General features: G+C 54.5%; 28 protein-coding genes. 25 read left to right on the forward strand and 3 right to left on the reverse strand.

Features of this window, described 5'->3' with window-relative positions; translation table 11 throughout:
• The first annotated feature begins 62 nt into the window (after positions 1 to 62).
• From fabG to INT20_RS01215, 11 genes are all read left to right on the forward strand, one after another.
• On the forward strand, positions 63 to 806 hold the full coding sequence (gene fabG, locus INT20_RS01165) for a 3-oxoacyl-ACP reductase FabG (protein WP_193056301.1): 744 nt from the start codon (positions 63 to 65) through the stop codon (positions 804 to 806).
• 124 nt (positions 807 to 930) lie between these two features.
• Positions 931 to 1164 carry an acyl carrier protein gene (gene acpP, locus INT20_RS01170; RefSeq protein WP_008956801.1) on the forward strand — a complete coding sequence of 78 codons (234 nt, stop codon included), beginning with the start codon at positions 931 to 933 and terminating at the stop codon, positions 1162 to 1164.
• A gap of 191 nt (positions 1165 to 1355) precedes the next feature.
• Positions 1356 to 2594 (forward strand): beta-ketoacyl-ACP synthase II, encoded by a 1239-nt coding sequence (gene fabF, locus INT20_RS01175; protein WP_172116374.1) that lies wholly within the window; start codon positions 1356 to 1358, stop codon positions 2592 to 2594.
• A 6-nt stretch (positions 2595 to 2600) separates the two neighbouring features.
• On the forward strand, positions 2601 to 3428 hold the full coding sequence (gene pabC / locus INT20_RS01180) for an aminodeoxychorismate lyase (RefSeq protein ID WP_172116375.1): 828 nt from the start codon (positions 2601 to 2603) through the stop codon (positions 3426 to 3428).
• Positions 3429 to 3437: 9 nt separating this feature from the next.
• Positions 3438 to 4442 carry an endolytic transglycosylase MltG gene (gene mltG, locus INT20_RS01185; protein ID WP_172116376.1) on the forward strand — a complete coding sequence of 335 codons (1005 nt, stop codon included), beginning with the start codon at positions 3438 to 3440 and terminating at the stop codon, positions 4440 to 4442.
• A gap of 63 nt (positions 4443 to 4505) precedes the next feature.
• The gene (gene tmk / locus INT20_RS01190) at positions 4506 to 5159 is read left to right on the forward strand and encodes a dTMP kinase (RefSeq protein WP_193053763.1); all 654 of its coding nucleotides are present in this window, start codon (positions 4506 to 4508) and stop codon (positions 5157 to 5159) included.
• The gene (locus INT20_RS01195) at positions 5150 to 6136 is read left to right on the forward strand and encodes a DNA polymerase III subunit delta' (protein ID WP_193053762.1); all 987 of its coding nucleotides are present in this window, start codon (positions 5150 to 5152) and stop codon (positions 6134 to 6136) included. Before tmk ends, INT20_RS01195 begins: the two co-directional genes overlap by 10 nt.
• A 90-nt stretch (positions 6137 to 6226) precedes the next feature.
• Positions 6227 to 6559 carry a PilZ domain-containing protein gene (locus INT20_RS01200; protein ID WP_193053761.1) on the forward strand — a complete coding sequence of 111 codons (333 nt, stop codon included), beginning with the start codon at positions 6227 to 6229 and terminating at the stop codon, positions 6557 to 6559.
• Between the two features lie 45 nt (positions 6560 to 6604).
• Entirely contained in the window at positions 6605 to 7444 is an 840-nt protein-coding gene (locus INT20_RS01205) for a TatD family hydrolase (RefSeq protein WP_193053760.1), read from the forward strand.
• 25 nt (positions 7445 to 7469) lie between these two features.
• Entirely contained in the window at positions 7470 to 8054 is a 585-nt protein-coding gene (locus tag INT20_RS01210) for a DUF1285 domain-containing protein (RefSeq protein WP_193053759.1), read from the forward strand.
• Positions 8051 to 10258 (forward strand): ATP-dependent helicase, encoded by a 2208-nt coding sequence (locus INT20_RS01215; RefSeq protein WP_193053758.1) that lies wholly within the window; start codon positions 8051 to 8053, stop codon positions 10256 to 10258. The genes INT20_RS01210 and INT20_RS01215 overlap by 4 nt, the downstream gene beginning before the upstream one ends.
• A 47-nt stretch (positions 10259 to 10305) precedes the next feature.
• Here the strand turns inward: INT20_RS01215 and INT20_RS01220 are convergent, their stop codons facing one another.
• A complete protein-coding gene (locus INT20_RS01220; protein ID WP_192526375.1) occupies positions 10306 to 11970 on the reverse strand; it encodes an electron transfer flavoprotein-ubiquinone oxidoreductase in 1665 nt (554 codons plus the stop codon).
• Between the two features lie 392 nt (positions 11971 to 12362).
• Between INT20_RS01220 and INT20_RS01225 the strand changes: the two genes are divergently transcribed.
• From INT20_RS01225 to INT20_RS01290, 14 genes are all read left to right on the forward strand, one after another.
• Positions 12363 to 13112: an electron transfer flavoprotein subunit beta/FixA family protein gene (locus tag INT20_RS01225; RefSeq protein WP_192526376.1), complete on the forward strand. Its 750-nt coding sequence runs from the start codon at positions 12363 to 12365 to the stop codon at positions 13110 to 13112.
• Between the two features lie 56 nt (positions 13113 to 13168).
• Positions 13169 to 14095, forward strand: coding sequence for an electron transfer flavoprotein subunit alpha/FixB family protein (locus tag INT20_RS01230; RefSeq protein WP_172116385.1), 927 nt, complete (start codon positions 13169 to 13171; stop codon positions 14093 to 14095).
• 200 nt (positions 14096 to 14295) lie between these two features.
• Positions 14296 to 14907, forward strand: a complete 612-nt coding sequence (locus INT20_RS01235) for a superoxide dismutase (protein WP_193053757.1) — start codon at positions 14296 to 14298, stop codon at positions 14905 to 14907.
• A gap of 252 nt (positions 14908 to 15159) precedes the next feature.
• On the forward strand, positions 15160 to 15381 hold the full coding sequence (nrdH, locus tag INT20_RS01240) for a glutaredoxin-like protein NrdH (RefSeq protein WP_087109257.1): 222 nt from the start codon (positions 15160 to 15162) through the stop codon (positions 15379 to 15381).
• Positions 15382 to 15388: 7 nt separating this feature from the next.
• On the forward strand, positions 15389 to 15826 hold the full coding sequence (gene nrdI / locus INT20_RS01245; protein ID WP_172116387.1) for a class Ib ribonucleoside-diphosphate reductase assembly flavoprotein NrdI: 438 nt from the start codon (positions 15389 to 15391) through the stop codon (positions 15824 to 15826).
• Positions 15808 to 17991, forward strand: coding sequence for a class 1b ribonucleoside-diphosphate reductase subunit alpha (gene nrdE / locus INT20_RS01250; protein WP_253926942.1), 2184 nt, complete (start codon positions 15808 to 15810; stop codon positions 17989 to 17991). Before nrdI ends, nrdE begins: the two co-directional genes overlap by 19 nt.
• Before the next feature lie 86 nt (positions 17992 to 18077).
• Positions 18078 to 19049, forward strand: coding sequence for a class 1b ribonucleoside-diphosphate reductase subunit beta (nrdF, locus tag INT20_RS01255; RefSeq protein ID WP_087109253.1), 972 nt, complete (start codon positions 18078 to 18080; stop codon positions 19047 to 19049).
• 38 nt (positions 19050 to 19087) lie between these two features.
• Positions 19088 to 19501: an NUDIX hydrolase gene (locus tag INT20_RS01260; protein WP_193053755.1), complete on the forward strand. Its 414-nt coding sequence runs from the start codon at positions 19088 to 19090 to the stop codon at positions 19499 to 19501.
• Between the two features lie 259 nt (positions 19502 to 19760).
• Positions 19761 to 20546 (forward strand): DUF3450 family protein, encoded by a 786-nt coding sequence (locus tag INT20_RS01265; protein WP_193056302.1) that lies wholly within the window; start codon positions 19761 to 19763, stop codon positions 20544 to 20546.
• Positions 20543 to 21907: a MotA/TolQ/ExbB proton channel family protein gene (locus INT20_RS01270; protein WP_193056303.1), complete on the forward strand. Its 1365-nt coding sequence runs from the start codon at positions 20543 to 20545 to the stop codon at positions 21905 to 21907. The genes INT20_RS01265 and INT20_RS01270 overlap by 4 nt, the downstream gene beginning before the upstream one ends.
• Position 21908: 1 nt before the next feature.
• A complete protein-coding gene (locus tag INT20_RS01275) occupies positions 21909 to 22451 on the forward strand; it encodes a MotA/TolQ/ExbB proton channel family protein (RefSeq protein WP_172116391.1) in 543 nt (180 codons plus the stop codon).
• A complete protein-coding gene (locus INT20_RS01280; protein WP_193056304.1) occupies positions 22444 to 22851 on the forward strand; it encodes an ExbD/TolR family protein in 408 nt (135 codons plus the stop codon). Before INT20_RS01275 ends, INT20_RS01280 begins: the two co-directional genes overlap by 8 nt.
• Positions 22848 to 23618 carry an energy transducer TonB gene (locus tag INT20_RS01285; protein WP_193056305.1) on the forward strand — a complete coding sequence of 257 codons (771 nt, stop codon included), beginning with the start codon at positions 22848 to 22850 and terminating at the stop codon, positions 23616 to 23618. Before INT20_RS01280 ends, INT20_RS01285 begins: the two co-directional genes overlap by 4 nt.
• Positions 23619 to 23622: 4 nt before the next feature.
• Positions 23623 to 24687 carry a hypothetical protein gene (locus INT20_RS01290; protein ID WP_193056306.1) on the forward strand — a complete coding sequence of 355 codons (1065 nt, stop codon included), beginning with the start codon at positions 23623 to 23625 and terminating at the stop codon, positions 24685 to 24687.
• Here INT20_RS01290 and xthA read toward each other — a convergent pair.
• On the reverse strand, positions 24680 to 25519 hold the full coding sequence (gene xthA, locus INT20_RS01295) for an exodeoxyribonuclease III (RefSeq protein ID WP_193056307.1): 840 nt from the start codon (positions 25517 to 25519) through the stop codon (positions 24680 to 24682). The two genes, INT20_RS01290 and xthA, sit on opposite strands and share 8 nt — an antisense overlap.
• Positions 25519 to 25767 (reverse strand): hypothetical protein, encoded by a 249-nt coding sequence (locus tag INT20_RS01300; protein WP_172116396.1) that lies wholly within the window; start codon positions 25765 to 25767, stop codon positions 25519 to 25521. Before INT20_RS01300 ends, xthA begins: the two co-directional genes overlap by 1 nt.
• Positions 25768 to 25893: the final 126 nt, after the last annotated feature.

Here is a 25893-nt window from a genome sequence, read left to right on the forward strand (position 1 = left end):
AAATTTTCGCTATCCTTGCTTATTTACGTGGTTAAGAAGCCAATAGTTAAAGGCAAAAAATTATGACGCAAGAACGCCGAGTTGCGCTTGTTACTGGTGCCAGTCGTGGTATTGGTCGAGCGATTGCTCACGAGCTGGGCCGTCAGGGCCGTATCGTGATCGGAACCGCGACCAGTGAGTCCGGGGCACAAAAAATTGATGCCGATTTGCAGCAAAACGGCATTGAGGGTGCTGGCCTTTGCCTTAATGTGACGGACCAGGCAAGCATTGATGACGTGCTTAAGGTCATCACGGAGCGCTTTGGTGCGCCGACAATTTTAGTTAATAACGCCGGTATTACGCGTGATAATTTATTGATGCGCATGAAAGAGGATGAGTGGGATTCGGTGATGGATACCAATCTCAAGTCTGTCTATCGTGTAAGCAAGGCGTGCCTGCGAGGCATGACCAAGGCGCGTTTTGGGCGTATCGTATCCATCAGCTCTGTAGTGGCGACCATGGGTAACCTGGGTCAGGCTAACTATGCAGCTGCAAAAGCGGGTATGGAAGGTTTCAGCCGTGCGTTGGCGCGTGAGGTGGCTTCACGTGCCATTACGGTTAACGCAGTGGCGCCTGGCTTTATCGCGACCGATATGACACAAGCGTTGCCGGAAGCGCAGCATGAAATGCTGCTGAAGCAAATTCCGTTGGCTCGCCTGGGTGGTCCGGAAGAGATAGCTGCCGCTGTCGGTTTTCTTACCAGTGATGCTGCAAGTTACATTACCGGTGAGACCCTGCATGTAAACGGCGGCATGAATATGCGTTGATGGCCTTAGGCTTAGCGGTTGCGTCTGCCTAAGGGCGTCTATAAACTACCCCGCAGCTTTTGGCTTGCGGTTTCCAAATAGCTGGTTATCCAAAACGGCTAATGTGAACGACTGGAGTACGTTAATGAGTACTATTGAAGAGCGCGTTAAGAAAGTTGTGGCAGAGCGCCTGAACGTTAAAGAAGAAGACATCCAGAACAGCTCTTCTTTCACTGAAGACTTGGGTGCTGACTCGCTTGACACTGTTGAGCTGGTAATGGCTTTGGAAGAGGAATTCGATACTGAAATTCCTGATGAAGAGGCGGAAAAAATTACGACAGTTCAGGAAGCCATCGACTACGTAAACGCCCACCAGTAAGGGCAAGTTGGTGCATCAAACGAGGGTGTGGTGCTAGCACCCCCCTTAAAAGCCGCCCTTTTAACGGGCGGCTTTTTTGCTTTGTGCTTCACCGTAAACATAACGTTCAATCTCCGTTATACTAGGCACCTAATTTCTGCTGAAAATGACCCGGATGGGTCGAGTCACCATGGATGCCTGGAGGAAAGCTAATGGCGCGAAGAAGGGTAGTGGTAACTGGGTTAGGCCTGGTGACCCCAGTGGGCAATAGCGTGGATGAAACGTGGGCGAATATTACGGCCGGTAAGAGCGGCATAGCGCCCATTGAGCACTTTGATACAAGTAGCTTCAATACACGCTTTGGTGGTTCGGTTAAGAATTTTGATATTAGCCCTTATCTGAATCCCAAAGAAGCCCGCAAAATGGACCTGTTCATTCAGTACGGCATGGCGGCTGGCGCGCAGGCAATTCAGGATGCTGGTATTACCTGTACAGAAGAGAATGCACCGCGTATCGGGGTGGCCATGGGGTCAGGCATTGGTGGCCTGCCCATGATCGAGCATAACCACAATGCGCTTAATAAGGGCGGCGCTCGTCGCGTATCACCTTTTTTCGTGCCGGGCTCCATCATCAATATGATCTCGGGCAATTTGGCGATTCAACATGGCTTTCAAGGCCCTAACATCGCTATTACCACCGCATGTACCAGCGGTACGCACAATATTGGCTATAGTGCACGTACGATTGCCTATGGTGATGCGGATGTCATGATCTGCGGTGGTGCTGAAATGGCAACGACGCCACTTGGCCTAGGAGGCTTCTCTGCCGCCCGAGCGCTTTCAACGCGTAATGATAATCCCGAAGCAGCAAGCCGTCCTTGGGATAAAGATCGCGATGGCTTTGTTCTCTCGGATGGTGCCGGTGTACTGGTACTCGAAGAGTACGAGCATGCCAAGGCACGTGGCGCGAATATCTATGCCGAGCTTGTCGGGTTTGGTATGAGTGATGATGCCTATCACATGACGGCACCGCCTGAAGATGGTCGCGGGGCTGCGCTTTCCATGAGCAATGCGATTAAAGATGCTCAAATGGACCCTTCCGAGGTGCACTATATTAACGCGCATGGAACCTCCACGGCCGCTGGCGACCTTGCAGAAAGCCGTGCTGTTGAACGGGTGATGGGCAGTGCCGCTCAGGATGTGGCGGTAAGTTCTACCAAGTCCATGATTGGCCATTTGTTAGGAGCTGCTGGCGCTGTTGAAGCGGTGTTTAGTATCCTGGCCATTCGTGATCAGGTGGCACCTCCAACCATTAACCTGGATAACCCTCAGGAAGGCTGCAATCTGGATTATGTGCCGCACACGGCGCGTAACATGCGCATTGATGTTGCCTTGTCCAACTCGTTTGGGTTCGGCGGCACCAACGGCTCGCTGCTGTTTAAAAAGGTATAACGCAAGATGACCCTGCCTCAGGTGCCGTTTGATGATCGCGGGCTGGCGTATGGGGACGGCGTGTTCGAAACGGTGCTGCTGCGTAACGGTAAACCGGTGCTGTGGGCATACCACGTAGCGCGGTTGGTGAAGGGGTGTCAGCGGCTCGGCATTCCAGTTCCCTGCCAAGAGGAGATTGATGCCACTTGGCAGGGAAACGCCACGGCACCGCTTGAAGTATTAAAACTGATTGTTACACGGGGTAGTGGTGGAAGGGGGTATGCATTACCTGATACACCAACACCCCGTTTGCTAAGTCGGCGGACTTCTTTCGCCCCTATGGTTGAGCGCTGGAAAAGCGGCGTGACGGTGCGTATCTGCCGCATACGCTTGGCTCACCAACCGGCTTTAGCTGGTATCAAGCATTTAAACCGCCTCGAAAATGTAATGGCACGACAAGAGTGGCAGGATGTGTCGATTGCCGAAGGTTTGCTGGCGGACGCTCAGGGGCAGTTGATCGAGGCGACCAGCATGAACCTGTTTTGGCAGCAACACGGTGAGCTGTTTACGCCGCCACTCGATACATGTGGCGTGGCCGGTACATTGCGTGCCGCGTTAATTGCTGAAGGCGCTGTGCGCGAAGCCAATCTAACCCTTGAAGCCTTACCCGCCGTTGAGCGCGCTTGGGTGGCGAACTCCGTACAGGGGGTATGGCCAGTGGCGACGTTATTGTCTGAAGATGCGGATTGTCTGCAGCGTTGGCCGATTAATCAGCCCGATAAGTTCCAAACACAGGCGCATCGTCTGCTTGGCTATGCGTCAACTTATACCGCAAGCCCTGACCTATTTTGTTGAGGTGATACGTTGAAACGGTTACTGGCCGCTGTTGGAATTATTCTGGTATTGGGCGTCGTTGGCGTCGCAGGCAGCTATTTTTATTGGCAAAGCCGATTAGACGCTCCTCTTGCTTTAGAAGCCCCTGTTTTATATCAGGTGCCTGCTGGAGCAGGCTTTAATCAGGTGGTTGCGCAGTTGGAGGCGCAAGGGATTCTTGAGGATGCCTGGGCTTTTCAAGTATTGGCTCGGGTTCATCCGGAACGTATTCCCCGTCTTCGGGTGGGCGAATATGAGTTAACGCCCGGTATGAATGGGCTTGAAATGCTGGCGCTGTTAGGCAGTAACCGAGTGGTGACGTATCCGTTGACGCTTCCAGAAGGACGCTCATTCAGTCAACTACGCGACCTACTCAATAACGCGCCCAAGCTGGAGCATCGCACGGCGGAGTTGAGCGATGAAGAAATAATGACCTTGCTGGATAGAGAAGGCACCTTTCCAGAAGGCTGGTTTTTCCCCGATACGTACCGCTACCACCTGGGTATGAGTGACGTCGATATTTTGCGCCAAGCGTTGGTGCGGATGGAAAACATTTTAGAAGAAGTATGGGCCGCACGCTCCGATGACCTGACTATTGAGACGCCTTATGAGGCGCTTATTATGGCATCGCTGATTGAGCGTGAAACAGGCGCGCCTGAAGAGCGGCGTGAGATCGCCGGTGTCTTTAAGCGCCGGACGGAGCAGGGCATGCGCCTACAAACTGATCCGACCGTGATTTACGGTATGGGCGACCGGTATCAAGGGCGCATTACCTATGCCGACCTGCGTGAAGCCACGCCTTACAATACCTATGTGATTGATGGCATGCCGCCCACGCCAATTGCCATGCCGGGGCGAGCGTCGCTTGAAGCAGCGGTTGATCCTCTGCCTGGCGAGACGCTCTACTTCGTATCCAAGGGGGACGGCACACACCACTTTTCGCGTACGCTGCGTGAGCACAATAATGCAGTTAATCGCTATATTCGCAACCGCTGACCCAAAGTGTCGGTTTTTCATGAAGTTAATCTCAACGATGCACGCGTTGATTAAGGGATGGCAATGACCAAGCGGGGACGCTTTATTACGCTTGAAGGCGGTGAGGGCGTAGGTAAATCCACCAATATGGCTTTTGTGGTCGCAGCGCTGGAAGCGCAAGGTCTTGACGTGGTGAGTACCCGCGAACCAGGGGGGACGCCGCGCGCCGAGGCGATCCGCGCGCTACTGCTGGACCCTGCTCCCCAGGAGCCATTGCACGCCGATGCTGAGCTGTTACTCATGTTTGCCGCGCGAGCGCAGCATCTGGCCGAAAAAATAGTGCCTGCATTGGAGCGCGGTGCATGGGTGGTATGCGACCGTTTTACTGACGCGACCTTTGCCTACCAGGGCGGCGGGCGCGGTATGTCGGTTGAGCGCATTGCCAAGCTTGAAGCCTTTGTGCAGAAAGGGCTAACGCCAGACCTGACGTTACTGCTTGATATGCCGTTAACGGCGGCGCAGTCGCGCCTGGAGTCACGGCTTAACAGTCAAAATGAGCAGCGTGACCGCTTTGAGCAAGAGCGGGGCGAGTTCTTTCAAGCTGTCCGTGACGCCTACCTGGAGCGTGCCAGTGCTGAGCCTAAGCGCTTTGCGCTCATTAATGCCCATCAGTCGCTGGTTAGCGTACAAGCCGATATTCAGGATGTGCTCGCCGAACGGATAGCGCTATGGCGTTAAGTGGTCTACTGCCTTGGCATGAGGCCACATGGCAGCAGTTGGTGCGGCTGTCAGATGAGGGGCGTATGCCCCATGCCATTTTGTTAAGTGGCGCTCACGGTGTGGGTAAGCAGCAGCTGGCAGAGGCGCTAATTGCCCGCACGTTGTGCGCAAGCCCGAATGTGCTGGCATGCGGCCAGTGTCATAGCTGTTCCATGCTGGCGTCGGGTTATCATCCGGACCTGTTGCGGGTTTCGCCGGAAGAAGGCAAGCGCCAGATACGTATTGACCCTATTCGCGAGGTTAATCGGTTTGTCTCACAGACCGCCCAACAGGGCGGTTATCGTGTGATTGTTCTTTCACCGGCCGAGAGCATGAACATCGCCGCGGCCAATGCGTTGCTTAAAAGCCTGGAAGAGCCTGGCGCTAAAACGCTGTTTATTCTGCTTTCTGATGTGCCATCTCGCATGTTGGCGACTATTCGTTCCCGGTGCCAGCAGTGGTCGTTTCCCAGTGTGCCTTTTACTGCGTGTCGCAGTTGGTTAATCGAACAGTTGGGCGGTGAGGAAGAGGCGTATTTTTGGTGGCGGGTGTCGGGTGGTTTGCCGCTTTTGGCGGCTGAATTAGCTTCGCCTGAAGAGCGGGCATTACGCCACCAGATTCATGACTGCTTTGAGCAATTGGTGCGAGGCGCTGAGCCGGTATCGGAGGCCGCACGGCTGGACCGCCAAGCGATTGACGCTATCTTGTGGTACGGTATCGCATGGCTTGAAGACTTAATTCGCTTGGGTATTTCAGGTGAAGCAAGCGTACTGCACAATCCCGATTTAGAACCCCTTTACCGCCAAGCGGTCAAAAATGGCCGTGCGCAGGATTGGTTTCGTTTGCTGGATTACGCCCGAGAACAGCGGCGCCTGTTAGCGGTTGGAGCCAATCCAAACCCGCAACTGGTGCTTGAAGCATGGCTAGTGCGTTGGGCAGCGCTGCTGCGCTCATAGCGTTATTGCGTTGGCTATGGATTTCAACCATCACCTTCTAGTCATGTCGTTACGATGGTGGTCATGGATTTACCGGCGAGCGAGGTTGATATGAGTATTCAAAAAGCCCTTGCCCTCACCGTGCCTGATGCGTCTACGCTATTTTCAGCTTATATGCCGTTTTTGGAGCGTGGAGGTCTATTTGTACCGACTAAAACGCCCTATGCGCTGGGTGATCAGGTCACTTTATTGCTCACGTTGCCAGGTGAGTGTGAGCGCCTGACGGTTTTGGGTGATGTCGTATGGGTATCGCCTGACGAGATAAGTAGTCAGCGCGTTGCGGGAATTGGCGTTCACTTTAGCTTTAAGGATAGCGCTCTGCGCGAGCACATCGAAATGCTGCTGGAAGCTGATGATCATACGGCTCCTTCATTGACGCTTTAGCGTTATCCCGCCTTTTTATTTCTCTTTTTGGTTGATGAGACGTTCATGTTTGTTGATTCGCACTGTCATTTGGATCGTTTGTCGGAGCACACGCATGGTGGTGATATCGCCGCCACGCTAAACGCGGCTAGAGCTGCAAACGTTAGCCAGTTTTTGGCGATTTCAGTGAGCCTTGAGGATATGCCAGGGCTCGCTGCGATTGCTCGTGAGCATAGCGACGTCGCTATTTCTGCGGGCCTTCATCCGCTGCATACGCCTGTGCAAGAGCCAGTGGCGAGTGATATTCAAGAAGCCGCAGAGCAGTACGGCGCCATTGCCATTGGTGAAACCGGGCTAGATTATCACTATCGGGAAAGCGTGCCGGTTGCGGTGCAGTATGAGCGCTTTAAGCAGCACTTGATCGCTGCCCGCGAGCTTGAGTTGCCCGTTATCGTGCATACCCGGGAAGCCAAGGAAGACACGCTTGCCTTGTTGCGAGAATATAGCGATCCACGCGTCGGTGGTGTGCTCCACTGCTTTACGGAAGACTTGGACATGGCGCGTGAAGCGGTGCGGCTTGGCTTCTATATTTCGTTGTCCGGTATTATTACCTTTAATAACGCGGCGTCGCTGCGTGAATTGGCCCGCCAACTGCCGCTGGATCGTCTGCTTATTGAAACCGATAGTCCTTACTTGGCCCCTGTGCCTTACCGTGGCAAACCCAACGAACCTGCGTGGGTTGTTGAGGTGGCAGAGTGCATCGCCAAAGCGCGGGGCATCAGCGTCGATGAAGTGGCCATGCAAGCGACGGCCAACTTCTTTCAGCTGTTTAAAGCAGCCGTGCCCGATGCGCCTGCGCATGTTAAACAGGCCCTGGCGCAGTCTGGGCTCGTGTCTTCACGTTAAGCGGTATTAGCGCAAGGCGGATGCAATGAATATTGATCGACTCCTGCAGCAGCGTCAAAGTGTGGCCACTATTCCGCCTGTGGATCAATGGCAGCCAGCGCTGTCTGGCGATATCAATATTGTGATTCAAGCAGACGGCACCTGGTTACACGAAGGGCAGCCGTTTGCCCGCCCTGATGTTGCGCGTTTGCTATCCTCGCTGTTGCGCCACGACCCGGAAGGCTACTGCCTGGTGACGCCTGTTGAGCGCTGGTGTCTCCAGGTGGACGATTTGCCTTTTGTGGCTGTTGAGGCCGACTTTCATGAGGATGCCTGGTGGTTTACGACCCAGTTTGAAGATGTCGTGCGCCTTGACGCGACACACCCTCTAGCGTTCAGCGAGACTCAAGGTGGCGAGATGCTGCCGGAAATTGCTGTCCGGTATGGGTTATCCGCCCGATTACATCGCCATGTGTTTTATCAACTGGTTGATGCAGCAAGTATGAAAACACTGGCTAATGGCCAGTGTGAAGTCGGTGTGTGGAGTGCCGGTGAGTGGTTTCCACTCGGCTGTGTGGATGCTGAGGACGCCGCTGGCGGCGATAATGGCGCACCGAGTGAGGCTTTGTGAAGTTAACCGCAGAACAACACGCTGTTGTCCATCATGAAAACGGCCATGCCAGAGTAGCGGCAGTCGCCGGTGCGGGTAAAACCACCACCATGGCAGCCCGAGTGCTGCATCTGCTGGCCGGTGGGGTTGCGCCCAAGCGGATGCTGATACTGATGTTTAACCGCTCAGCACGGGATGATTTTCATCAACGCTTGGTAAGCATGTCCCCCTCCGGGCAGGCGCTGCCTGCGGTGCGTACTTTTCACTCGCTGGGGCATCGATTAACCCAAAGTCTGTGCCGTTGGGGAGTGCTGGCACCACGCCGATTGCTGTCGGCTGACTGGCAGTTGGAGCGCTTGCTTCGCCAGGCCAGTTTACATGTGCTGCGTGAAAGCGTTGAGCGGCGCGATGCGGCCATTGAGGGCGAGCGCCTGGAGGCGCTGGCGCATTTTTGTAATCTGGTCAAAGCAGAAATGGCCGAACCTCAAGCACTTTATGAGCGGCTTAACTACGAGCCGGACACTGATTACTTCCCCAGCGCGTTTAACGAAGCAGAGCGAATGCTCGCGGATGAAGGTCTTATGACCTACGCCGATTTGCTGTATCGGCCGCTCCAGGCGCTGGAAGCTGACGCTACGCTACGCCAGCGCGTGGAAGGCTTTTTGGACCACGTCATTATTGATGAGTATCAGGATATCAACGCGGCGCAGCAACGCCTCCTTGCGGTATTGGCGGGTAGCACGGCGGCGGTTATGGCGGTAGGGGATGCTAATCAGTGCATTTACGAGTGGCGTGGTGCGCGGCCGGACACCATGCTGGAGGATTTTACCGCGACCTTCGGGCGGCCCACCGATTACCCACTATCAACGACGTTTCGCCATGGGCATGCGCTGGCGTTAACCGCGAATCATGCGATTGTTGCCAATCAACGACGCCCCGATCAGCTCTGTTTGGCGGCGGCAAATAATCCGCATACGCGGGTATCGGTCGGGCAGGGAAGTGCTGTCCTGCTGGATACCTTGATGGATTGGAGTGCGCAGGGGCGCGCTTTTCACCAGGTCAGCCTGTTAGTGCGCAGTTGGGCACTTTCCGTACCGTTCCAGCTGGCGTTATTGCAGGCCGGCATCCCCTTTCGCTTACTGCGTGAAGATCGTTTTGTTTTTCGCTTACCGTTGGTGCAGGCGTTAGTGGGTTACTTAAAGCTATCTCGCCGTCCTGAGCTTCTCCACGACCCAGAACACTTGCTGTTACTGCTCTCTCAGCCAACGCCTTTTGTCGCGCGGGAACGGCTACAGCGCTTGGCCTACCAGTTGGCCACTACGCAAGAGTGGCCAGAACGGCATGACCCCGTGCTTACTGAGCTAAAGCCGCTTCAACGGCGTACGTTAAAAAAACGCTGGGCGTTATTGTGTGAGCTTCCCCGGCTACGTGCATGGCCATCCGCTAAATTACTTAGCCATGTGGTGGAAAGCATCGACGCTGAAAAAACGCTAAAGCGTGCCGCAGCCCGGCGGGATAAAGGCGAAGAGGACGTCCGCCTTTTGGATGTGCTGATCGAACAGGCTCAAAGCGTGCCTGATCCGGACGCCTTTATAGCGTTATTAGAGCGTCCGGTTGAAAACCAGGCCGGGGGTGTCCTGATTTCAACCGTGCATGGTGCCAAAGGGTTGGAGTGGCCGCTTGTGGTAGTCGCCGGCGTCAATGAGGAAGACTTCCCGCATTATAGCCGGGATACGCCACTGAGCGATGAGCGCCTTGAAGAAGAACGCCGACTCTTTTATGTCGCGATTACTCGCGCAGAAGAGCAGCTTCTGGTTATGCACGATGGTGGCTCGCATCGTCCAAGTCGCTTTATTGCTGAAAGCGCATGGCAGGACAGCATGCAGGTTGCCGAGTGTCTAGCGAAGAGCGAGCCCACAAGCGCTGTGTTACGGGCGGCTTCGCCAGCGATTGTACAACGCTATCTTGAGCGGTTAGGGCGTGACGATATTACGTTAACGGCGCCCGAGGTGAAGGAGCCCCAGGCCGCTTATGCGCCAGGGGAGCACTTTTACCCCGGACAGCGGCTGCATCACGCCGTTTTTGGTGAGGGAGAGATTGCCTCGGTAGAAGGTAATCCCTCTGATCCGGTCATTGATGTGCGTTTTGTTCAAGCAGGCAGGCGACGTTTAATTGCTCGCCGCGCACCCATTGAGCGATTAGAGCCACCTGTGCAATCCGCCTAACTGTTAGGCGGTGCAAGTGGCTCTGTTTGGCGCCTGCTGTTTACAGCTTACATATTGGGATAGTTGGGCCCGCCGCCGCCTTCAGGCGCTACCCAGGTAATATTCTGGGCCGGGTCCTTAATGTCACAGGTTTTGCAGTGCACGCAGTTCTGGAAGTTGATCTGAAAACGTGGCTGCCCAGCATCATCCTCTACCACTTCATACACGCCTGCAGGGCAGTAACGCTGGGCCGGCTCGGCATACTTGGGTAAGTTGTGCTTAATCGGAATGTCAGGATCGTCCAGGTGCAGGTGGCACGGCTGGTCCTCTTCGTGATTGGTGTTGGAGAGAAACACCGAAGAGGACTTATCAAACGAGAGCTTTCCGTCCGGCTTGGGGTAATTGATTTTTTCAAACTCAGCCGCCGGTTTTAGAGCGCCGTAATCAGTGGTCGTGTCGTGAACATTGGGCAGCTTGTTGCCCAGCAACTGATTAACAAAGTTGTAAGCGCCGCCACCCACGGTGCCGTACTTATGCATGGCGGGTCCAAAGCTTGCGCTTTCTTTAAGCTCTTCGTAAGCCCAGCTGGCTTCCCACTTTTGGGTAAAGCTAGCCAGTTCTTGCGCGCCTTCATCACCTGCTTTTAGGGCTTCAAAAACGCTTTCAGCGGCCACCAGGCCTGACTTCATGGCGGTATGCAGGCCTTTGATTTTGGAGAAATTAAGGGTTCCTGCATCACAGCCAATTAGTAGGCCGCCTGCAAACGTCATTTTAGGCAGGCAGTTAAAACCTCCTTTGGTGAGCGCTCGGGCGCCGTAAGCTACACGCTTACCGCCTTCCAGATATTGGCTAAGCGCCGGGTGATGCTTCATGCGCTGAAATTCATCAAACGGCGAAAGCCAGGGGTTCTGATAGGAAAGATCCATAATCAGGCCAACCACTACCTGCTGGTTTTCAGCGTGATACAGGAACCAGCCCCCAGAGGTATCTTTATCCAGCGGCCAGCCAGAACCGTGAACCACAAGCCCGGGTTCATGCTTGTCAGCGGGAACGTCCCAGAGCTCTTTTAGGCCAATGCCGTAGTGTTGCGGGTCGCGTCCAGCATCAAGGGAAAAATGCTTGATTAAGCGTTTGCCTAAATGACCACGCGCGCCTTCAGCAAACAGCGTGTATTTGGCACGCAGCTCCATGCCCGGCATATAGCCATCTTTCGGCGTGCCGTCAGCGGCGACGCCCATATCGCCTATCAAAATGCCGCGTACGGCATCTTCTTCAATAATGACGTCCTGGGCGGCGAAGCCGGGGAAAATTTCAACACCCAGCGCTTCAGCTTGCTCGGCAAGCCAGCGGCACAGATTACCAGCACTGATCACGTAGCGCGTTTGATCACCGCCGGTATTGTGCATGCTTTTGGGGACCAGCGAATTGGGCAGCTTCTGTGCCTTTTGGGCATCTTTGAGCAGGTAAACATCATCGCGAATGGCGGGAGTGTTCAAAGGGGCGCCACGCTCTTGCCAGTCGGGAAAGAGTTCATTGAGCGCCCGTGGCTCAAACACCGCGCCAGATAAAATGTGCGCACCGACTTCAGAGCCTTTTTCCACGACACAAACGGTCAGTTCTTGTTCGGCTTCATTTGCTTGCTGCATCAGGCGGCAGGCAGCGGCAAGCCCAGAAGGACCCGCGCCTACAATCACTACATCAAAGTCCATGACGTCGCGTTCAACATTTTCCACCTGGTCTCTCCTTATTCTCATAAGTGCAGTGCCTTATAAAAACACGGCCTTAATATAAAACGGTCGTTTGCTTCTGGTTATGCTCCATGATAGGCATAATACCGTGGTCAGGTCACGCCTACGATGCTAAAAGCGCGTTTCATGCTCAGTGGCCCAAACGTAGCCCTGTTTGGTGATTGTTCGACTATAGCGGTAGCGAATGGGTATTGTTGCCATTGGGCAGGCTGTGGCAAATTAACAAGGTTTTGTAACTGCGTGCCTATCAAACGCTTGCATGAATCTCTTCGGCATCGTCATCGCGTATGGCGAGGCTGACTCTTTTATAAGCGGTGTCCGCTGGGCGGGTGCCGACTTTGGTTAACGGCTTTTGCCACCAGCCAAGCGAGGAACCTATGAAAGTACTCGTCGCGGTTAAACGCGTCATCGACTATAACGTCAAAATCCGCGTCAAAGCAGATCACTCTGACGTTGATCTTACCAATGTCAAAATGGCCATGAATCCCTTCTGCGAAATTGCGGTGGAAGAGGCGGTACGCCTAAAAGAGAAGGGCGTTGCTACTGAAGTGGTGGCCGTCACCGTTGGCCCCAAAGCCGCCCAGGAACAGCTGCGTACCGCGCTGGCGCTGGGTGCTGACCGCGCTATTCACATCGAAACCGACGAGCGAGTTGAGTCGCTAGCAGTTGCCAAGTTGCTGGCCAAGGTGGTTGACGAAGAGCAGCCCGGCTTGGTCATCCTGGGTAAGCAGGCGATCGACACCGACAATAACCAGACGGGCCAGATGCTGGCTGCCTTAACCAACTTGCCGCAAGGCACGTTCGCCTCAGAAGTGGCCATTGATGGTGATACGGTTAACGTTACCCGTGAAATCGATGGCGGCTTGCAGACTGTTGCGCTGACGCTGCCTGCCATTGTGACAACCGATTTGCGCTTGAACGAGCCACGCTACGCCAAGCTGCCGGATATCATGAAGGCTAAAAAGAAACCGATGGACGTCAAAACCCCTGCCGATTACGGCATTGAGGTGGCATCCAGGGTAAGCCTTTTGAAAGTCGAGTCCCCGGCAGAACGTAAAGGCGGTATTAAGGTTGCGTCGGTGGATGAATTGATCGATAAACTAAAAAACGAAGCCAAAGTTCTTTAAGAAAAGTTCTTTGAGATAAGTTCTTCAAGATAAGTGCTTTGAAAGGAGCTGATCTAATGAGCATTTTGGTACTTGCCGATATCAATGACGGCCAACTCGCCAGCGCCACCGCTCACGTGGTAGCTGCCGCCAAAGCCATCGGTGGCGATATTGACGTTCTGGTGGCTGGAGAGGGCGTCCAGGCTGCCGCTGAAGCAGCCGCCAAGCTTGATGGCGTCAGCAAGGTGCGGGTTGCAGATAACGCTGTTTACGCTTACCAACTGGCTGAGCCCATGGGCGCGCTGCTGGTGGAGTTAGCCAGTGGTTACACCCATGTGCTGGCGAGCGCCTCCACAACCGGTAAAAATGTGTTGCCGCGTTTGGCTGCCCTAAAAGATGTTAGCCAGCTTTCCGACGTCATTGGCATTGAGAGCGCTGACACCTTCCTGCGTCCCATTTATGCGGGGAACGCCATCGCCACCGTGAAAAGTGATGATGCGCTGAAAGTAATTACCGTACGCTCCAGCGCGTTTGATGCCGTTGCCAGCAGCGGCAGCGCTACGCTAGAAGCGGTCGATGTGGTGGTTGAAAATACCCAGTCAAGCTTTGTTAAAGAAGAACTTGCACAGTCCGACCGACCCGAGCTGGGTGGCGCCAAAGTGGTTATTTCAGGCGGCCGCGGCATGGGCAATGGCGAGAACTTCAAGCTGCTGGACGGTATCGCCGACAAGCTGGGGGCGGCCGTAGGCGCCTCACGGGCAGCGGTAGATGCAGGCTTTGTTCCTAACGACATGCAGGTCGGGCAAACCGGCAAGATCGTGGCACCTGATCTCTATATTGCCGTAGGTATTTCGGGCGCCATTCAGCATTTGGCGGGCATGAAAGACTCCAAGGTCATTGTCGCGATTAATAAAGACGATGAAGCACCGATCTTTCAAGTAGCGGACTATGGTCTGGTAGGCGATTTGTTCGAGATTCTGCCTGAACTTGAGAGCAAGCTGTAAGGCGTTTCTGGATTGACTTGGTTTACCCAAGCCGGCTTATTAAAAGCCGGCTTTTTTAGGAGAGTAAATTAGATAAACTGCCCGTAGTTGGCTAAAGTACGGGCAATGTGAGAAAGTGCCGCCAAAGCGGTTGAAAAAGGTGTGGGCTGACCACACCTATCATGATGAACGCAACGCAAGCCACTCAAGGAGATGATAATATGGCACATACACTTCCCGAACTGCCGTACGCTTATGACGCACTCGAGCCGCATATTGATGCGATGACCATGGAAATTCACCACTCGCGTCACCACCAAACGTACGTCAATAACCTCAACGCTGCACTTGAGGGCACAGGCCTTGAGGACGTTGCGATTGAAGAGCTCGTCTCAAACCTGGACCGTGTGCCGGAAGCCAAGCGTCAAGCGGTTATTAACAACGGCGGCGGCCATGCCAACCACTCCATGTTCTGGCAAATGATGTCGCCGAACGGTGGTGGTCAGCCTCAGGGCGATGTTGCCAATGCTATTGATAGCGAACTAGGCGGCCTGGACTCCTTCAAGGAAGAGTTCAAAAAGGCAGCCGTAGGTCGTTTTGGTAGCGGCTGGGCATGGCTCTCCGTGACTCCCGCGAAAAAGCTGGTTGTTGAAAATACGCTGAACCAGGATAACCCGTTGATGCACGGCAACACGCCGCTGCTCGTCCTGGATGTATGGGAGCACGCCTACTACCTGAAGTATCAGAACAAGCGTCCTGACTACGTTGCTACGTTCTTCGACGTCGTTAACTGGGAAGACGTAGAGCGTCGCTATCAGGCTGCTATCGCTTAATTTAGCGCTATGTCGGGCAGGATGCCAGCCGCTGGCGCCTGCACAATGCCGCCCCCTCTGTGGGGCGGTTTTTTTGTTTCCAGACCGTAGGCTGGGCATGAGCTGTCAATAACCTGTGGATGAAAAAATACTATATATGCTTGAATTGATTTTCCCATGGTCTATATATAGTATGTGTGATGTCTTCAGAGGGGGGGAGGTACTAGATATGCTCTGCCCGAAAAATACCGCTATGAAAAGGGGAAAATGACCATGGCAATCCAGATTTATAGCAAGCCTGCTTGTGTTCAGTGTACTGCTACCTACCGTGCTCTGGATAAACAGGGTCTAGCGTATACCGTTATTGATATCACCGCTGAGTCAGGTGCCCAGCAAGAAGTAGAAGCCCTTGGCTACCGCCAGCTTCCAGTGGTCGTTGCTGGTGATGATCACTGGTCGGGTTTCCGCCCGGACCGTATCCAAGCGTTGGCGTAAAATTGCTATGTTGGTGGACGCCGCCGCTGCAACACCCCAGGTCGGCAGCCTAATTTATTTCTCCACCAAATCAGGTAACACTCATCGTTTTGTACAAAAACTTGGTCTGGCCGCACAGCGTCTTCCGCTAGGGCGTGATGAACCGACGCTACATGCCACAGCACCTTATATATTAATCACGCCCACCTACGGGGGCGGCGAGGCAAAAGGTGCGGTGCCAGGGCAAGTTATTCGCTTTCTTAACGATGAGCAGAATAGACGCTTTATTCGCGGCGTCATTGCTGCCGGTAACACTAATTTTGGTGATGCGTATGGCCTGGCTGGTCGCGTTATTGCAGAAAAGTGCCGTGTGCCATTGCTGTATCGATTTGAATTATTTGGCACCGACGATGACGTGGCCAAGGTTCGCAAAGGAGTAGAAGAGTTTTGGAAACGACAAACCTAGTCACGAAAAACCAGGCTGAACCCAAACGGCCGGCTACGGGAGCTTCCGAAGCGCGTACTTTGGATTACCACGCGCTAAACGCGATGCTTAATTTGTACGGTGCCAACGGTGAGCTACAGCTGGATAAAGACCGTGAAGCAGCACGTCAGTACTTCCTGCAACATGTTAACCAGAACACCGTCTTTTTCCACTCGCTGGAAGAAAAGCTCGATTACCTGATGGAAGAGGGCTATTACGAAGCGGAGATGCTCGGCCAATACAGCTTCGCTTTTGTTAAAGCGTTGTTTGAGCAGGCGTATGCCTACAAATTCCGTTTTCCAAGCTTTTTAGGTGCCTTCAAGTACTACACCAGCTATACGCTAAAAACGTTCGACGGTAAGCGTTACCTTGAGCGCTATGAAGACCGCGTATGCATGGTGGCACTGACCCTGGCGCGCGGCGATGAAGCGCTGGCAAAATCCTTGGTTGATGAAATAATCAGCGGTCGTTTCCAGCCAGCGACGCCTACCTTCCTGAACTGCGGCAAGCAGCAGCGCGGTGAGTTGGTATCGTGCTTCTTGCTGCGTATTGAAGACAACATGGAGTCGATCGGTCGCTCGATTAACTCAGCGCTACAGCTTTCCAAGCGGGGCGGCGGTGTTGCCTTTTTGTTGAGCAATATCCGTGAGTCCGGCGCACCCATCAAGCGTATTGAAAATCAGTCGTCGGGTATTATCCCGATCATGAAACTCTTGGAAGATGCCTTCTCCTATGCGAACCAGCTGGGTGCTCGCCAAGGCGCTGGCGCGGTTTATCTGAATGCGCACCACCCCGATATCCTGAGCTTTTTGGATACCAAGCGTGAAAATGCTGACGAGAAAATCCGCATTAAAACGTTGTCGCTGGGCGTGACGATTCCGGATATTACGTTTGAGCTTGCCAAGCGTAATGACGATATGTACCTGTTCTCGCCTTACGACGTTGAGCGTGTTTATGGCGTCCCGTTTGGCGACGTCAGCGTTACCGAGAAATACCATGAGATGGTCGCGGACGCGCGCATCCGTAAGCACAAAATCAATGCGCGGGCATTCTTCCAGACACTGGCAGAGCTGCAGTTTGAGTCGGGCTACCCGTACATCATGTTTGAAGATACGGTCAACCGGGCGAACCCGATTGCTGGTCGTATCAATATGAGTAACCTGTGCTCGGAAATTCTGCAGGTCAACACACCTACCGAATACGACGATGATCTTGGCTATCGCCAAATGGGGCAGGATATCTCCTGTAACCTGGGATCGATGAACATCGCCAAGGTAATGGACGCCGGCAATATTGGCGAAAGCGTTGAGATCGCCATTCGCGGGTTAACCGCGGTTTCTGAAATGAGCAATCTACGTAGCGTACCCTCTATTGCCGAAGGTAATGCCAAGTCACGCGCTATTGGTCTTGGTCAGATGAACCTGCACGGTTACCTGGCTCGCGAACACATTTATTATGGCTCTGAAGAGGGGTTGGACTTTACCAACCTGTATTTCTACTGCATCGCCTTTCATGCCATCCGCGCATCGAACCGCTTGGCGATTGAGCATAACGATACGTTTGCAGGCTTTGAAGACTCCAAATATGCAACGGGCGAGTTCTTCGATAAATATACCGACCAGGAGTGGCTGCCACGCACCGATAAAGTACGCGGCCTGTTCGAGCGTAGCGACATCACGCTGCCTACTCAGCAGGACTGGCAGGAGCTCAAGGCTTCGGTAATGGCCCACGGCCTTTATAATCGCAACTTGCAGGCGGTGCCGCCCACGGGCTCTATTTCCTATATTAACCACTCGACCTCAAGTATCCACCCGGTAGCGGCCAGGATCGAGATTCGTAAAGAAGGCAAGCTGGGGCGTGCTTATTACCCTGCGCCGTTCTTGAGCGAGTCCACGTTTGATTACTTCCAGGACGCTTATGAAATTGGCCCTGAGAAGATTATTGATACCTACGCTGAGGCTTCCAAGCACGTTGATCAGGGGCTCTCATTGACGCTGTTCTTCCCGGACACTGCGACAACGCGTGATATCAATAAGGCGCAGATTTACGCGTGGCGAAAAGGTATTAAAACGCTCTATTACATTCGTCTGCGCCAAAGCGCGCTGGAAGGTACTGAAGTGGAAGGCTGTGTTTCCTGCACGCTTTAATACCCGTGCCTGGCAAATTGCCAGCATTTGATATTCTGTACTTGATGCGCCGTATGTAATACGGCGCTTTTAATGAGAGTTATTTCATGACTACCACGCAACGCTTATCGCGGGTGAATGCGATCAACTGGAACCGTCTTCAGGATGACAAGGATCTTGAAGTATGGAATCGCCTGACCAGTAACTTTTGGCTGCCGGAAAAAGTGCCGCTTTCCAACGATATTCAATCGTGGAACACACTGACCCAGCAGGAAAAGCAGCTAACCATTCGCGTGTTTACAGGCCTGACGCTGCTGGATACGATCCAAAGCAGCATTGGTGCTCCGGTGCTAATGGAAAATGCTCGCACACCCCATGAAGAGGCGGTATACACCAATATTGCGTTTATGGAGTCGGTGCATGCGCGTTCGTACAGCTCGATTTTCTCGACGCTATGCGCCACGCGCGATGTGGACGATGCCTTCCGGTGGAGTGAAGAGAATCCCACGCTCCAGGCTAAGTCAGAACTGATTCTGGAGCGCTATCGCTCTGATGACCCGTTGATGCGCCAGGTGGCCAGCGTATTTTTGGAGTCCTTTTTGTTCTATTCGGGCTTCTATCTGCCCATGTACTGGTCCAGCCACGCCAAGCTAACCAACACCGCTGATCTTATTCGTTTGATTATTCGCGATGAAGCGGTACACGGTTACTACATTGGCTACAAATTCCAGCAAGCCTTGGCAGAAGCCACGCCCGAGCGTCAGCAGGAAGTCAAGGATTACGCGTATGAGCTGCTTCTTGAGCTGTATGATAATGAAGTGCGCTACACCGAGTCACTGTATGACGAAGTGGGGCTGTCGGAAGATGTGAAGAAATTTCTTCATTATAACGCCAACAAAGCGCTGATGAACCTGGGCTATGAGCCGCTGTTCCCCAGTAGCGTGACCGACGTTGACCCGACGATTATGGCGGCTCTGTCGCCCAGCGCGAATGAAAACCACGACTTCTTCTCAGGCTCTGGCTCCTCGTACGTTATTGGCAAAGCCATTGCCACTGAAGATGATGACTGGGAGTTTTAATAGTCTCATCCGGTAAGCGGTAAAAAGAGGGAAGGGCCATGCCAGATGTAACGCCAAACACGGCCAGTGTACTGAAAATCGCAGCGGCGGTTGTAAGTGACCTGGATGGTCGACTGCTGCTGGTGCGTAAACAGGGCACCGCTTTCTTTATGCAGCCGGGCGGTAAGATCGACCTGGGTGAAACGGCACTGGCAGCACTATGTCGTGAGCTTAAAGAAGAGCTCGGTTTGCATGTCACTGAAGACCGGCTGCTTCCTTTGGGCGTACAGAAGGCCCCGGCGGCGAATGAGCCTGGCATGACGATTGAAGCGCAGCTCTATGGGCTGGTGATTGATGAGCCGGTAGAGGCGGCCGCTGAAATCGCTGAAGCCAAATGGGTAAGCCGTGAGCAGGCGTGGGAGCTTCCTCTCGCGCCGCTAACCAAAGGCTATGTCATAAGGACCGTGTCATAAAGACATGTGCCATAAAGACATGTGTCATGTTGAACGTTTAAGACATCAAGCATCACCATTATAAGCGGGGCGCCATTTGGCGCCCTTTTTTATACCCAAAATAAAGCAAAAAAACGTCTTAATGTTAATGATAAATATTGTCATTTATTGAGATGGTGGTAGGCTACCGCGTAGAATTTAAACGCAAATCGTTCTTATACTTAATTGGTTTCTAGTGTGGCTAATGGTAAAGCTCGCTAGGCAGTAACGGAGAGTCGACGTGCTGAACAGGTCTTTCTTTGCCGTGCGTACGTGTTGCTTAGCCTTCGTGCTAGTCAGCGGTGGGCTAATGGCAAGCGATGAAACAGCGGGCCAGGCGGCCCAGAGCGTAGAAGCCCAACAAACCCAGGCGGCCCTGCAGCAGCAAATTGATGCAGCCGATGAAGAGACCCGGGGCGCGCTAGAAGAGTTACGTCGGCTAGAGCGTGAGACTCGCCAAATGGAGGCCACAAACGCGTCGCTAAGTGCGCGTTTGGTAGAAGAAGCCGAACGTCAGAAGCGTTTAAGTACTGCACTGAATACCCTGGAAGAGACACGCGCGGCGCTACCGCTTATCGAGCAGGATATGCAAGCACAGCTAACGCGCTGGATTGAGCAGGATATGCCGTTCTTGCGCGATGAGCGCTTGGCTCGAGTCGTGCACTCTGATGAGGCGCAGAGCAGCAACACCGTTGAGCGGATCAACGGCTTATTAGAAGCATGGCGAGTAGAGCTTGAATACGGCCGTGACATTGATAACTGGCGCGGACGTTTGCAAAGCCCTGAAGACAATGCTCGGGAAGTAGATTATCTACGCGTCGGTAGAATTGGATTTTACTACCTGACGCCAGACGCTCGGGAAGGCGGTGTTTGGGATGCCGCCAACCATGAATGGCTACCGTTGGATGAGCGAGCACGGCGCGAAGTCCGCAATGGTCTGCGCATCGCCGCTGACCAGCGCACGCCGGATCTATTGAGGTTGCCGCTATCCATTACCGTTGCAGAACAGCAGGGAGGTCAGCCATGAGCGTCAATCGTCAACGTCTGCAACGCCTGGTAAGTGCTGGTTTGTTGGTGGGGCTTGTCGCCGTCAGTTTCGGCGTCTCGGCGCAAAGTGAGCCTGTTTCATCGCTACGCGAAGCACGCCAGGCCGCTGAGGCGCGTGATCAGGAGCGCTTGGCGCGCTTTTTGGAAGATCAGCAAGCGTTAAATGCAGCGCTTGAAGAGGCTCGCGCCGCCCACCAGTCAGCCGAGGAGCAGCGTGAGGCGCTGCAAGCCCAGCAAACCGAGCAGGCTGAGCAGGCCAGTGAGTTAACCGAGCGCCAGAACGAACAGGGTGAAGCGCTTTCCGGCTTGTTGGCCAACCTTGCGCGACACAGTACCGAAGTGCGCAACGCATTGGGTGAAGATAGCTGGTTAACCTTGCAAGAAGAGATACTGCCGCCTCGCCTGGATAACGCGGAAGTGCTTGAGCGTCGTCAGCTAGAAAACGTGGTCGACAGCCTGGCAACGCTGGCTGCAAAAACCGGGCAGGTTGAACGTTTGGAGCTTCCGGTCGCGGATTCCGGCGGCACGATCGCGCCCCGTAACGTGGTTCGATTGGGTGACTTCGCCGCGTTTACGGAAAATGCACTACTTCAGCAAGATGGTGACGTCAGTCATTTGGCCGAAGCGCCGCGTACGCCAGACGAAATTCAAAGTGTGCTCGCGGCGTACCATCAGGGAGAAAGCAGGGAATTCCTGATTGACCCCACTCAAGGCCCCGTTTTACAGGCGCTTTCTCAACGTCCTAGCCTGTGGGAGCGTTTCCAGCAGGGCGGGTACGTCGGTTATGTCATCGTCGTGCTAGGGGTGTTGGGTCTATTGGTGGCGTTGGGGCAATATGCTTACTTGGTGCTACAGAGTCTTCGTGTGCGCCGTCAACGTCAGTCGCTTAACCAGTTGCAGTCGAATAACCCACTAGGCCGCGTGTTGCTTCGCTTTAAAGAGATGGATAAGCACCAAACCCCTGAAGCGTTAGAAGCACGTTTGGATGAAGCGGTACTAGCAGAGCTGCCGCGCATTGAGCGGGGTCAGCCCATTGTTAAGCTATTGGCTGCTATTGCACCGCTGCTGGGGTTGTTAGGAACGGTGACCGGCATGATTGTAACGTTTCAGGCGATTACCGTGTTTGGCACTGGCGATCCGCAGCTCATGGCAGGGGGGATTAGCCAGGCATTGGTCACCACGGTGCTGGGCCTCATTACGGCGGTGCCTTTGCTGTTTGCGCAAACGGCGCTTTCAAGCCGCAGCCGTCACTTAAGCCAGGTGATTGAAGGCGAGGCGAGTGCGACCTTGGCGGATCATTTGGAAGCTCAATCTACTGCTCATGCTACGTCGGTGAATTGATATGCCCACGCTACCTCTCTGGCTTGAACCGGTAGAGCGGTTAGTCGATGCCGGTGGTGCGGTTCTGGTCGTGCTGGCGTTGGTCGCGGTGCTGGTGTTCGGCATGGCGATAGAGCGCTGGTGGTACTACCGCATTACCTGGCGTTCCGCCCGTCGGCAGTTGATTCGTCGCTGGGCGGAGCGCCGCGACCACCGCAGCTGGAGCGCGCGCACGCTACGCCACGTGTGGACAGAAGCACTAGTGGCCAGGCTTCGTCGTCCGCTGCCCTGGTTAAAGCTGCTGGTCGCGCTCTGCCCCTTGCTGGGCCTGCTGGGTACTGTTACCGGCATGATTACCGTATTTGATAGTCTCTCGATGAGTGATACGCATCAAGCGCGCGCGATGGCTGATGGCGTGGCGCGTGCAACGCTGCCTACGTTAACCGGCATGGCGATTGCGGTCGTGGGGCTTCTGTTTATTAGTCGTTTAGAGCACGTGATTCGTCGAGAAGATCAGCGGTTGCATGACCGGCTGGCACGTGCCTTGGAGGAGAGTGATGCGTAGACGCCGTTCAATGGACGCAAACGCAGAAAGCAATGAAGTCAACCTGACGCCCATGCTCGATGTGGTGTTCATTATGCTGATCTTCTTTATCGTAACGACCAGTTTTATTAAAGAGAGCGGTATCGAGATTGAACGCCCGGAATCGAGTGCGGCGAGTCCACGCCCGGAAGCGCAGGTGCTGGTGGCTATTACGCCTGAAGGTGCTGTCTGGGTGGACGGTAAGCCAGTGGATGTCCATCACGTAGGGCGGGAAGTGGCCGGTATGTTGACCGAGCAAGGGTCTGCCGTGATTCAGGCGGACCAGGCATCGACGACCGGGCTGCTCATTGAAGTTATGGATCGCCTTAAAGAGGCTGGGGTAGAGCAGGTGGCCGTCGCTGCGAGCCGGAGTGCGCCATGATGCGTCATGCGGTGTCCTTTCTGGTGGGAATTACGCTGGCAGTGGGTCTATTTTGGCTGCTGGCGCTACTGGTAACGCCGCCAGAAAGCGAGCCTGAAACGCCGATAATGACCATGACCATGAATATGGTGGAAGCGCCAGAAGTGGCGCCTGAGCAAGAGGCGCCAGCGCCGCAGCCTGCGCAAGCCACGCCTCAGCAGGCGCCGCCGCCCATGCCGACACCCGAGCCGCCTCCGGTAACCGATAGTGCTATTACGCTGCCTGATGTAGAGCTACCTGACGTACCCGTCGAGCCGGTGGAGATGGATGATGAGCTGCCGGAGTTAACGGAAATAGCGCCCGAACCTCAACCCGAGCCTCAGCCCGCACCGCAGCCGGAACCTGCACCTGAGCCATCCCCAGAGCCGCCGAAGGAAGCAGCGCCAGTAGAGACGCCCACGGAGGCACCCGCTCAGCGTGAAGCGGCCCCGGTAGCCGAAGCGCCGCCTTCCAACGAGCCAGTAAGTGTCGGGCAGGTGGCGCCTACCAATCGTGTTAACCCCAATTATCCACCGCGCGCGCAGCGCAGAGGTATGGAAGGGTTCGTTGAGGTGGAATTTATTATTCGTCGCGATGGTAGCGTTGACCGGTCCTCCGTTCGAGTAACGAATTCTCAGCCACGGCGTGTATTTGATGACGCCGCCCAAAAGGCTATTGGGCAGTGGCAGTTTGCCAGCAGCCAGCAGATCCGGCGTGCCACACAGCGCATAGAGTTTCAATTGAGGTAGCGGAATGCAGCGTTTAGCATGGATTCTAATGTTCAGTGTCTGGGCTTCTGCCGCCCAGGCCGATGCACCGCTTTCGGGTGACATCATTCGTGATTTGAAAATGCAGCAAGAGCAGTTGCAAAGTGGTGCGTTTGAGACCGTGGCTGAACGCGCCACCGCCCAGGCGAATCGATTGGCTGGAGGAAATGTTTCTGATCGTTGGGCCAGTGCGCTCTACCATCAGCTGGCGGCAAGCGCTTTGGCTCGCCAGGAAAAGCCTGCTCAGGCCGCTGATCATCTCGCATTGGCGCGTCAGACCAGCGGTGTGGGTGCAGAGCAGGCAGCGCGTTGGTTGCGTGAAGAAGCGTCGCTGCGGCGTGTGGCGGGGCAAAATGAGCAGGCCATTGATTTATTGAGCGAATGGCTAGAGAGCGAGCAGGATATCGCCGCGCTATGGCAGTTGGTGCGTCTGATGGCGCAAGAGGCGCAGTGGGATGCTGCCGCTGAGCGGCTGAATCAGGCCGTTGAGCAAACACAAGCGCTTGATGAGAGCCAGCAAGCACTGGCGCTTGCCGTACTACGACATTCAGGGCAAAGCGAGCAGGCGCTTGGCTGGTTGGTTGAAGGCCTGGGCCCACAAAGCGATAGAGACGCGTGGCAGCAGGCAGCGGGGCTTGCCCAGCAGGCAGGCCAGCCAGGCGTTGCCGCTGGCTTGTGGGAAATGGCGTGGCAGTTGGGCAAGCTGGAAACAAAGGATGACTTTTGGCTACTGGTTCAGTTGCATCGAAGCGGAGGAACGCCTGCGCGGGCCGCTGAACATGTGGAAAATGCCTTGGCGAAGGGGGAGCTTGAGCGAGATGAGCACTCGTTACGCTTGCTCGCCACGTCCTGGCAACAGGCCCGGCACGTCGACAATGCGCTAAGTGCCTGGCAGGCATTGGCTGAATATACCCAAGCGGCCAAGGACTGGCGCCAATATGGGCAGTTGGCTTATGCCTGGGGAAATGAAGAGCAGGCCGAGCAGGCACTTTTTCAGGCAGCTGAGTTGGGCGATGAAGAAGCCAGCCAGTGGCTGGCCAATTTCAATTAACGTCAGAAGTACTGAGCGTAATCGCAAAATCGCTCCAGGTCGGTGCATGGTCGGAGGGGCGTTCCATAGCGCGCAGCTCATAATCGATCCCCGCTGCCTGAATGCAGTCGGCAAGCGGCTGTGTTACTAGAATATAGTCGATCCGTAGGCCACGTTTGGGCTCGCGGTCAAAGCCTTTGGAACGATAATCAAACCAACTGAACCGCTCATTGTTCTCTGGGTAGCAAAGGCGATAGCTGTCGGTTAGTCCCCAGGCTTTGATGCCCGCCAGCCATTCGCGCTCAATCGGCTGAAAACTTGCTTTGCCTTCACGCAGCCAGCGCTTGCGGCTTGCCTCGCCAATACCGATATCCTGATCTTCAGGTGAAATGTTAAAATCACCCATAATCGCTAGACGCTCGTCCGCACGGTAATGTTTGTTGAGCAGACTTGTGAGTTGGCGGTAAAAGTGCGCTTTATGGGGAAATTTCGTCGGATGGCTAACGTTTTCACCCTGTGGGAAGTAGCCGTTCCAAACGGTGACTGATTCGCCGTCGTTAGCCAGCAAGCGTACGCCAATCATGCGCCGCTGCGCTTCTTCGCCATCATCGGGAAAGCCATAAAAGATGTCCTGGGGCTTTTGGCGGCACATTAACGCCACCCCATAGTGGCCTTTTTGCCCATGGTAATAGACGTGATAGCCCATAGCCTCTACATCGGCCAGGGGGAACTCGCTGTCCTGTACTTTGGTTTCCTGCAGGCCTATAACGTCAGGCTGCTGGGTATCAATCAAGGCCTGCAACTGATGAAGCCGAGCGCGGATGCCGTTGATGTTGAAAGAAACCAATCGCATTACGATTTATCCTCTGGCGTATGATCCGCCTCTTTGTCAGGATGGATGGCGATACTTTGGCCCTCCTGTTGGCGCGCCAGCTTGCGCTCTGCCTGAAGTTTACGCTGCTGCTGCTTTTTGGCGACAAAACGGCGTGATGAGGTCACTTGGTCGGGGTTATCATGGCGCCACTGTTTATAGTCTTTGCGGCGCCCGGTGCGAATCGTCACCTTGTCAGCCAAAGAACGTGTTTTTTTCTTACGCGTCATGTCGCGCTCCTTATGTCGAATTAAGCCATATTCTAACAGGCTCTGGCCTACCTTCGACAGCAGGACGCGCTCTTAGCGCCAACCCCTGATACAATACGCGCTTCGTGATGCCTAACATTCACAGTA

Source organism: Halomonas citrativorans (assembly GCF_014898005.1).
GTDB lineage: Bacteria > Pseudomonadota > Gammaproteobacteria > Pseudomonadales > Halomonadaceae > Vreelandella > Vreelandella citrativorans.

Excerpts from the sequence above, each read along its gene's own strand:
- INT20_RS01300 (WP_172116396.1), bottom strand. The coding sequence starts at position 25,767 with ATGACGCGTAAGAAAAAAACACGTTCTTTGGCTGACAAGGTGACGATT.
- nrdF (WP_087109253.1), top strand. The coding sequence starts at position 18,078 with ATGACTACCACGCAACGCTTATCGCGGGTGAATGCGATCAACTGGAAC.
- acpP (WP_008956801.1), top strand. The coding sequence starts at position 931 with ATGAGTACTATTGAAGAGCGCGTTAAGAAAGTTGTGGCAGAGCGCCTG.
- INT20_RS01275 (WP_172116391.1), top strand. The coding sequence starts at position 21,909 with ATGCCCACGCTACCTCTCTGGCTTGAACCGGTAGAGCGGTTAGTCGAT.
- INT20_RS01270 (WP_193056303.1), top strand. The coding sequence starts at position 20,543 with ATGAGCGTCAATCGTCAACGTCTGCAACGCCTGGTAAGTGCTGGTTTG.
- pabC (WP_172116375.1), top strand. The coding sequence starts at position 2,601 with ATGACCCTGCCTCAGGTGCCGTTTGATGATCGCGGGCTGGCGTATGGG.
- nrdI (WP_172116387.1), top strand. The coding sequence starts at position 15,389 with ATGTTGGTGGACGCCGCCGCTGCAACACCCCAGGTCGGCAGCCTAATT.
- fabF (WP_172116374.1), top strand. The coding sequence starts at position 1,356 with ATGGCGCGAAGAAGGGTAGTGGTAACTGGGTTAGGCCTGGTGACCCCA.
- tmk (WP_193053763.1), top strand. The coding sequence starts at position 4,506 with ATGACCAAGCGGGGACGCTTTATTACGCTTGAAGGCGGTGAGGGCGTA.
- xthA (WP_193056307.1), bottom strand. The coding sequence starts at position 25,519 with ATGCGATTGGTTTCTTTCAACATCAACGGCATCCGCGCTCGGCTTCAT.
- INT20_RS01235 (WP_193053757.1), top strand. The coding sequence starts at position 14,296 with ATGGCACATACACTTCCCGAACTGCCGTACGCTTATGACGCACTCGAG.
- INT20_RS01290 (WP_193056306.1), top strand. The coding sequence starts at position 23,623 with ATGCAGCGTTTAGCATGGATTCTAATGTTCAGTGTCTGGGCTTCTGCC.
- INT20_RS01195 (WP_193053762.1), top strand. The coding sequence starts at position 5,150 with ATGGCGTTAAGTGGTCTACTGCCTTGGCATGAGGCCACATGGCAGCAG.
- INT20_RS01285 (WP_193056305.1), top strand. The coding sequence starts at position 22,848 with ATGATGCGTCATGCGGTGTCCTTTCTGGTGGGAATTACGCTGGCAGTG.
- INT20_RS01230 (WP_172116385.1), top strand. The coding sequence starts at position 13,169 with ATGAGCATTTTGGTACTTGCCGATATCAATGACGGCCAACTCGCCAGC.
- nrdH (WP_087109257.1), top strand. The coding sequence starts at position 15,160 with ATGGCAATCCAGATTTATAGCAAGCCTGCTTGTGTTCAGTGTACTGCT.
- INT20_RS01205 (WP_193053760.1), top strand. The coding sequence starts at position 6,605 with ATGTTTGTTGATTCGCACTGTCATTTGGATCGTTTGTCGGAGCACACG.
- fabG (WP_193056301.1), top strand. The coding sequence starts at position 63 with ATGACGCAAGAACGCCGAGTTGCGCTTGTTACTGGTGCCAGTCGTGGT.
- INT20_RS01280 (WP_193056304.1), top strand. The coding sequence starts at position 22,444 with ATGCGTAGACGCCGTTCAATGGACGCAAACGCAGAAAGCAATGAAGTC.
- INT20_RS01200 (WP_193053761.1), top strand. The coding sequence starts at position 6,227 with ATGAGTATTCAAAAAGCCCTTGCCCTCACCGTGCCTGATGCGTCTACG.
- INT20_RS01225 (WP_192526376.1), top strand. The coding sequence starts at position 12,363 with ATGAAAGTACTCGTCGCGGTTAAACGCGTCATCGACTATAACGTCAAA.
- INT20_RS01260 (WP_193053755.1), top strand. The coding sequence starts at position 19,088 with ATGCCAGATGTAACGCCAAACACGGCCAGTGTACTGAAAATCGCAGCG.
- INT20_RS01210 (WP_193053759.1), top strand. The coding sequence starts at position 7,470 with ATGAATATTGATCGACTCCTGCAGCAGCGTCAAAGTGTGGCCACTATT.